We start from the raw sequence: 7,399 nt of genomic DNA, 5'->3' as shown, positions 1-7,399 counted from the left end.
CCGTACTGTCCGCGCTGCGGAAAACCGATGACGATGAATCTCCGAAGCGATTCTACGTTTGTAGAAGATGCGGGTTGGCATCGGGCGGCGCAGCGGTATGCTGATTTTCTTGCTTCGTATAAAGACGGCTCCATTCTTTTTTTGGAACTGGGAGTAGGCCCCAACACGCCCGGCATCATTAAATATCCCTTTTGGCAGATGACTGCCGGTAACCCGTGTGCAACGTATGGCTGCATTAACTACGGCGAAGCGAACTGCCCTGCGGACATACGGGACCGCTCAATTTGCATAGATGCCGACATAGGGGCTGTCCTTGAAACGATGCTGAGGAACGAAAAAACTATTCCATAGGATAGCGGTATGAAATTGGTTTTTATTACCGGTGCGTCGGGAACGATGGGATCCGAAGCATTGGCGCAGATTGTTCAGACAGGAAAGTTCCGCTGCAGGATTCTTTTGCGTGCGAATAAAGCGAACAGACGGTTGGCAAAAAAACTTCAAAAAAGTGGGCGTGTTGAGGTACTGTTCGGCGATATCCAACAGTATAGCGATTGCCTAGCCGGTGTAAAGGATGCCGATTATGTGCTGCACTGTGCGGCGGTTATTCCCCCTGCCGCCGATCACCATCCCGATGAAACATGCCGTACCAATTGGCTTGGCACCAAGAACCTCCTTGAAGCGGTGGTCAACAGCGGGCAAATTGAAAAAATCAAATTTGTGTACATCGGCACGGTTGCGGAATACGGTAACAGAACGTTTAAACATCCGTGGGGGCGGGTAGGGGATCCGCTTATGCCAAGTGTATTCGATATATATGCGGCAAGCAAAGTAAAAGCTGAACGTGCGGTTATCGAGTCTCCTTTGTGCTGGGTATCGCTTCGTCAAAGCGGTATTTTATATGACCGGGTGCTTTTGAATAATATGCACGACGGGCTTATGTTTCACACTTGCTGGAATGCGCCGATAGAATGGGCGACTGCACGTACTTCCGGTTTGCTTTTGAAAAATCTTGTTGAAAAAGATGCAGCGGGGACGCTTGGTCCCGATTTCTGGAAAAAAGTATACAATATCGGAAACGGCAAGACAGCGCGCGTTACGGGCTTTGAAACACTTGACCGCGGCTTTAAAATGATGGGACGCAGCGCTACTGAAATCTTTCGGCCTGAATGGAACGCAATCCGCAACTTTCATTGCATGTGGTTTGCCGACTCTCATATATTGAACGAATATCTCGATTTTCAGCATGAAGGCTTTGAGGATTTTTTTTCCAAACTTGAAAAGAAATGCCGGTATTTTAAGTTCGGCAAACCCTTTCCGCATCTTATCAGGCGTTTTGCGATTATGCCTCTTCTGCGCTCCAACAATGCGCCGGCCTTTTGGGTATCGCACCATCTTGAAAAAAGAGTACAGGCGTTTTTCGGTTCGCTGCAGGCATATCGTGCACTTGCGCGCAGCTGGGGACAGTTTTTTTTGCTGTGCAACAATCAAAATCCCGAAACGGGCGCTTTTTTGGACTATGAACAATTAAAAGATGAAGCTTTACTGGAGCAAAGGGGTTTGCTGCTCGACCACGGCTACGATGAGGCCAAAAAGACCGAAGAACTCGGCCTTGAAGATGTAAAACAGGCAGCGCATTTCCGCGGCGGCACATGCGTGAGTACCGCGATGACCCGCGGCGATATGTACAGTCCCTTGCAATGGCGGTGCCATAACGGGCACCTGTTTACGGCAAGCCCTTATTTGGTGCTTAAAACAGGCCATTGGTGCCCCGAATGCTGCAGCGCTCCGCCGTGGAATTTCGGCGAGCTTGCCAAGCACATCCCGTTTTATGCGCAAGTGTGGTATGACGATCACGGGATCGATGAAACCGAATCGTATTCGGCGGAGGACGGCCGGGATATATTAAACCTGTTCGGAAACTTCCGTTTCTGAACAGGTTACCTTGAAATGCGATGTTCTAAATCGTGCTATTTGTGCGATTTAGAACTCGTCGACCTATTCGAAAACGCAGTTATCGAATAGGTCTATTCTGCTATGTAAAAATACCTGTATATGCATGCTGTCTATTTAGCAGCATATTTCCTTAGTGAAAACCACCGGTTTTATGCCGAGGTATAGGGAAACTCTAAAAACTCAGGTATAGCTTTTAGAGATGCCCGACGAGTCTTTTTGATAAGTCTTTGCATTGTTATGACGTATCAAAAAACATCGCAAAATAGTCTAAAGAGAACCTCCACAAACGGAAATTTTTAGAGGTTTTCTTTAATCTTTATGAGGAGTTATCAGTATGGGTGAAAAAAAATCACTGGAAGTTTTCGGTATGCCGTGGTATGTTGCCCTGGGTGCAGTTGCTGCGATTTTGACGGCAGCGTACACTGGAGGATTATCAAAGGATTTACTCGGGTCTTTTGCACTGATGTTTGCCATTGGGCTTGTCTTTTACGAGATCGGCGAACGTATTCCTTTCTGGAATACCTACATCGGGGGAGGTATCGTGCTTGCATTTATCGGAACCTCGGTACTGGTGTATTTTAACCTTATTCCACAGCCGTACTTAAAATCAATGGCAGCCGTTATGGATGATCAGGATTTTCTTGCCTTCTTTATTGCAGTACTCATCACCGGCTCTATTTTAAGTCTTGAACGTGATATACTTCTCAAATCCTTTGCCGGTTATATTCCTGCAATTTTAGGCGGATTAGCCGGAGCTGCTATTCTGGGAATTTTAGGCGGATTAGTATTCGGCATTTCCCCTGCAGTAACAATTCTGAAATATGTACTGCCGATTATGGGCGGCGGAAACGGCGGAGGCGCGGTACCGCTCAGCCAGATTTACGAACAGGTAACCGGTCATCCAAAGACAGAATACTACGCATTTGCTATTTCCGTTTTAACGATTGCCAATATTTTTGCGATTATGACTGCCGCGGTTCTCAACAAGATCGGTGAAAAGAAACCTTCATTAACGGGAGACGGCACGGTACTCATGCGCAAGCACAAAGAAATCGCTACGGAAAAAGGCAAGAGTTCGGCAACACTGGCGCAAGTAGGCGGCGGTTTAATCTTATCCTCTGCCTTTTATGCACTGGGGCGGCTCTTTGGAAAAGCTCTTTTACCAAAGATATTCGGTGTTGCAATCCATCCCTTTGCCTATATGATCTTATTTGTTGCATTGGTGAGCGCTATGGGGATTATACCGGAAGGCTTACGTACCGGCGCTAAAAAGTTACAGAGCTTTTTTACCGGTACCTTAATTTTGATTATCATGGTTGGCGTTGGAGCAGATACGAGCTTGAAGGAATTGATGGATGCTATTACCTTTGGCAACGTGGTTATCGCATTCCTCATTGTTGTAGGTGCAATTCTCGGCTCCGCTGTTACCGGTTATCTTGTCGGCTTTTATCCGATTGATTCGGCAGTTACTGCGGGGTTGTGTATGGCGAACCGCGGCGGTTCAGGAGACCTCGCTGTTTTGGGCGCCTCAAAACGTATGGGCTTAATGGCGTATGCCCAGCTCTCATCCCGTCTCGGCGGCGGTATGGTATTGATCATCGGCAGTATTTTATTCTCGATGTTGTCATAGCGTATAGGGGATGTCGAAAAAGCAACCAACTTTTGAGACATCCCCCGTATGTATAATTTCGTTTATGAATGATCTTTTTACGGAAGGAATTCCGCAAACAATACAGAATATGGCGGATTTACGCGACACCCGCCGCCTGCAGCAGGCGAAATTGTTCCAGTCTGAACCGGGAGAGCAGCTGAGCCGGACACTTGTTATGTTCTCGCTTGTCATTCCCGGTCCCATTAAGAATAACCGCTTTTTAGAACTGGTATTCAACTGCGGGTATCAAGCATTTTCCGCAGCGCTGAAAACAGAGGATATCCGTATCAGCAGCTACCGTGAAGACCGCCGTCCGGCAGGAGCTACCGCGTATTGGATGCTGGATGCAGATGCTGTGCGGATAAAACAGCTCAGTACTGCACTGGAACGTACCGAACCGCTCGGCGTGCTCTGGGACTTTGATGTGTTTTCCGGCTTTGAACAAAAGCTTTCTGCCGCAGAGCTGGGATTCCCTCCCCGCTCCTGCTTGATCTGCGGCAATGCGGCAAAGCTGTGCGCCCGGAACAGAACACACAGCGTTTCCGACCTGCAGCGCACCATTTCTTCGCTTATCAGGCAGCGCATTCCGCTTCCGGAGCAGCTCTCGGAAAACCGGTATGATTAGAACATATCCGGGAATGCGTGATGCAGTACTTCTTCCATCGTATTGACAGGATGAAACTGAATACCTTTTTTAACTTTCTCAGGGATTTTTTCAAGATCGCGGACATTGGCTGCCGGAATAATAATTTCCTTGATACCGTTGCGGCGGGCAGCGATGGTCTTTTCCTTTAATCCGCCGATCGGTAATACCTGACCGGTAAGAGAAAGTTCGCCTGTCATTGCAAGTTTAGGCTTAATCACCTTACCTGAAAGCAGAGAAATCAGCGTAACGGTCATCGTGATACCAGCAGAAGGTCCGTCCTTGGGGGTTGCCCCTTCCGGAATGTGTAGATGGATGATATGACTTTCAAACCATTTAAGGCTGCCGATCCCTTGTTTTTCAGCAAAGTTCCGCACCCATGTCCATGCAATAGAGGCAGATTCCTTCATAACATTGCCCATTTGACCGGTCAGCTTGAGCGCCCCCTTGCCCCTATACGGAAGCGCTTCTATCAAAAGAGTGTCGCCGCCCATGCTTGTCCACGCAAGCCCGATTGCCGTACCGGGAACCTTGGCGTATTTTACATCATCATCCCGGAATATCGGTTTCCCGAGCATTTTTTCGATTTCTGCAGTATCGGGAGTAAATACATCTTTTTCGCCGCGCTCACCGGTAACCAGTTCAACGGCAAGTTTACGGTGCAGTTTATCAAGATTTTTTTCAAAATTCCGAACTCCGGCTTCCCGTGCATAGCCGTTCGCAATATGCAGTAGAATCTGTTTGGAATATTTTACCTGCGATTTTTTCAATCCGTTTTTTTCGAGGCTCTTAGGCAGTAAATAGTTTTTTGCGATTTCAACCTTTTCCGCATCGATGTAGCCGGAAAGCTGAATAATTTCAGCACGGTCTAGCAGCGGACGGGGAATACTGTCCAATGTATTTGCTGTGAGAACAAACACGATATGCGAAAGGTCGAACGGCAAATCAAGATAATGATCCCGGAATGAGACATTCTGTTCGGGATCGAGCACCTCAAGCAAAGCACTGGACGGATCACCCTGATAGCTTTGTCCCATCTTATCGATCTCGTCGATCATAAACACCGGCGCCTTTGTTTTAACAATTTTTAAGCCCTGGAGTATCTTACCAGGCATTGCACCGATGTATGTCCGGCGGTGTCCTTTAATCTCCGCCTCATCTCGCATACCACCTACGGAAAAGCGGAAAAACGGCTTGTTCATCGCACGGGCAATTGACTTTCCAACACTGGTTTTCCCAACACCGGGCGGACCAACCAGCAAAATAATCGATCCCTTTGTGTCGTTTTTCAATTTCCGTACTGCAAGGTATTCAATAATCCGTTTTTTTACATCCTCAAGCCCATAATGATCTGAGTCCAGTACCTTTTGCGCTTCTTCTATATCATAGCCCTCCGGTTCAGGCGGATTCCACGGAAGGGTTACCACCGTCTCAAGGTAATTCCGAGCCACAATGTACTCAGGAGAATTCGGTTCTAAAAACTTGAATTTTTCAAATTCCGACTCTACCGTTTCTTTTACCTCGCCTTCAAACTGAAACGAAGCTATGAGCTTACCGAATTTTTCTTCATCGGCATCTTTGGGATCAGAACTGAGTCCCAGCTCCTTTTTAATGCTTTTAAGCTCTTCATGAAGAAAATATTCACGCTGATTTTTTTCAATCCGCATATCCAAATCAGCTTGAATCTTCCGCTGTACCTCCAGCAGCTCCTTCTCTTTTTTGATATGAATGAAAACCTTTTCCATCCGTTCGCGGACATTGATTGTTTCCAAGATTTTTTGCTGCTCTTCCTTTGGAATACTTAAAATACTAGCCGTAAAGTCAGCAATTTTTCCGGGATGGTCAATATTGACGATATTGAGCCGCATTTCTTCGGTAAACAGCGGGTTGTTCTCCGAAAGCTCCTTCATCTCTCCAATAAGCCCGCGAAGGAGCGCCTTTACCTCAAGCGTGTCATCTTCTTCATCTTCAAGATATTGAACCGCAACAACAATCGGCTTTTTTTCGTTCACCACCTTGCGGATTTTAAAACGCTTTAAGGTTGAAATAAGAATATTGATACCGCCGTCAGGCAGATTGATTTTCTTGATAATACGCGCTGCAGCTCCAATTTGGTATACATCGGCAGCACCGGGTTCTTCCGTCTCATTTTTCAACAGCGAAAGCCCGATAAAACCGGTATTGCCGTAGGCTTCTTCCACAGAGCGGATATCATCAGGATCGTTAATTAAAAGCGGAGTAAAAATCCCCGGATAAATCGGTCTACCGGTAAGCGGAATAAGATTGATTTTTTTAGGCAACAGCTCCTCAATAGGGATAACAGCCTTTTCTTCTTTGGAAGCTGATGTATTATCAACAGTGTCTGAGGTATCTAAAATTTTTGAAGTATCTGAATCCATAAGGTTAAATATCGCTATTATTGGGTAAAAAGTCAATCAATCATATCTTTTGAAAATATACGGCATATCTGCGTTGTCGCTTTACAAAAAACAGTCCTCAACGTATCAAAGATACGCCTGCGGGTGTTTTTTGTGCGCTCCTAGCATCTATACCGTCTATTTTCAAAAGCGCTGGAAGAGGGGGCATCCGTGCCGCTTCTGAAACTCTTCAACGTAGCAGAACGGACAGGGATGTCCGTGGTTCAACAGACTATAACGCTTCCACTTCTGCCGAGGAAAGCCCTGCAATTTTGCAAATATCGCCAACGGGGTAGCCCATAGTGAGCATCGTTTTCGCCGTTTCAAGCTTTGCTTGGCGGGAGCCTCGGGCTTCACCTTCAGCAAGACCAAGGGATTTACCCCGTTCGACACCCGCACTGAATTGCGTCTCTGAGATGGTCGTTATATCGCTTTTCAGCTTCATTCTTGACTCATACAGTTTCCGTTCTGTCGGCGATAAAGTTAATACGTCTATTTTTTCATTCAGCATTTGTAATACCGGTGACATCGTTGCTATCATCGCTCTCTCCTTCTTATTGGCTGCTCCTATAAATCGCAGCCAGTTAATAAGCTGACCTCGTTTACCAACCGCATTCCCTTCTTCTTTCGCCTTTTTTGCTGCCGGTAAGTCCAAGAAATGTACCTCAAGCACATCCGTCAGTGTGGTATGCGCTGTCTTTTCTTGTAGCAGGTACTCTGAATGAATAGCGTCAT

At 46.6% G+C, this 7,399-nt stretch carries 6 protein-coding genes; 4 read left to right on the top strand and 2 right to left on the bottom strand.

Annotation, left to right across the window (positions count from 1 at the left end):
• The 4 genes from ACTTJ8_RS10945 to citX all read left to right on the top strand — a co-directional run.
• The coding region (locus tag ACTTJ8_RS10945) for an SIR2 family NAD-dependent protein deacylase (protein ID WP_487248078.1) at positions 1 to 351 on the top strand (351 nt) is incomplete at its 5' end.
• A gap of 9 nt (positions 352 to 360) precedes the next feature.
• Positions 361 to 1,932, top strand: coding sequence for an NAD-dependent epimerase/dehydratase family protein (locus ACTTJ8_RS10940; protein ID WP_442721202.1), 1,572 nt, complete (start codon positions 361 to 363; stop codon positions 1,930 to 1,932).
• Between the two features lie 355 nt (positions 1,933 to 2,287).
• Complete coding sequence (locus ACTTJ8_RS10935) at positions 2,288 to 3,583, top strand: 2-hydroxycarboxylate transporter family protein (protein ID WP_442721201.1); 1,296 nt, start codon at positions 2,288 to 2,290, stop codon at positions 3,581 to 3,583.
• Positions 3,584 to 3,647: 64 nt separating this feature from the next.
• A complete protein-coding gene (citX, locus tag ACTTJ8_RS10930) occupies positions 3,648 to 4,229 on the top strand; it encodes a citrate lyase holo-[acyl-carrier protein] synthase (protein ID WP_442721200.1) in 582 nt (193 codons plus the stop codon).
• Here the strand turns inward: citX and lon are convergent.
• Both lon and ACTTJ8_RS10920 read right to left on the bottom strand, forming a co-directional pair.
• On the bottom strand, positions 4,226 to 6,646 hold the full coding sequence (lon, locus tag ACTTJ8_RS10925; RefSeq protein ID WP_442721199.1) for an endopeptidase La: 2,421 nt from the start codon (positions 6,644 to 6,646) through the stop codon (positions 4,226 to 4,228). The two genes, citX and lon, sit on opposite strands and share 4 nt — an antisense overlap.
• A gap of 250 nt (positions 6,647 to 6,896) precedes the next feature.
• On the bottom strand, positions 6,897 to 7,399 hold a 503-nt coding region (locus ACTTJ8_RS10920), incomplete at its 5' end, for an Rpn family recombination-promoting nuclease/putative transposase (RefSeq protein ID WP_442721198.1).

Origin of the sequence: Treponema sp. (assembly GCF_052169735.1) — a bacterium.
Taxonomy (GTDB): domain Bacteria; phylum Spirochaetota; class Spirochaetia; order Treponematales; family Treponemataceae; genus Treponema.
This window is presented reverse-complemented; position numbering and strand designations above follow the sequence as displayed.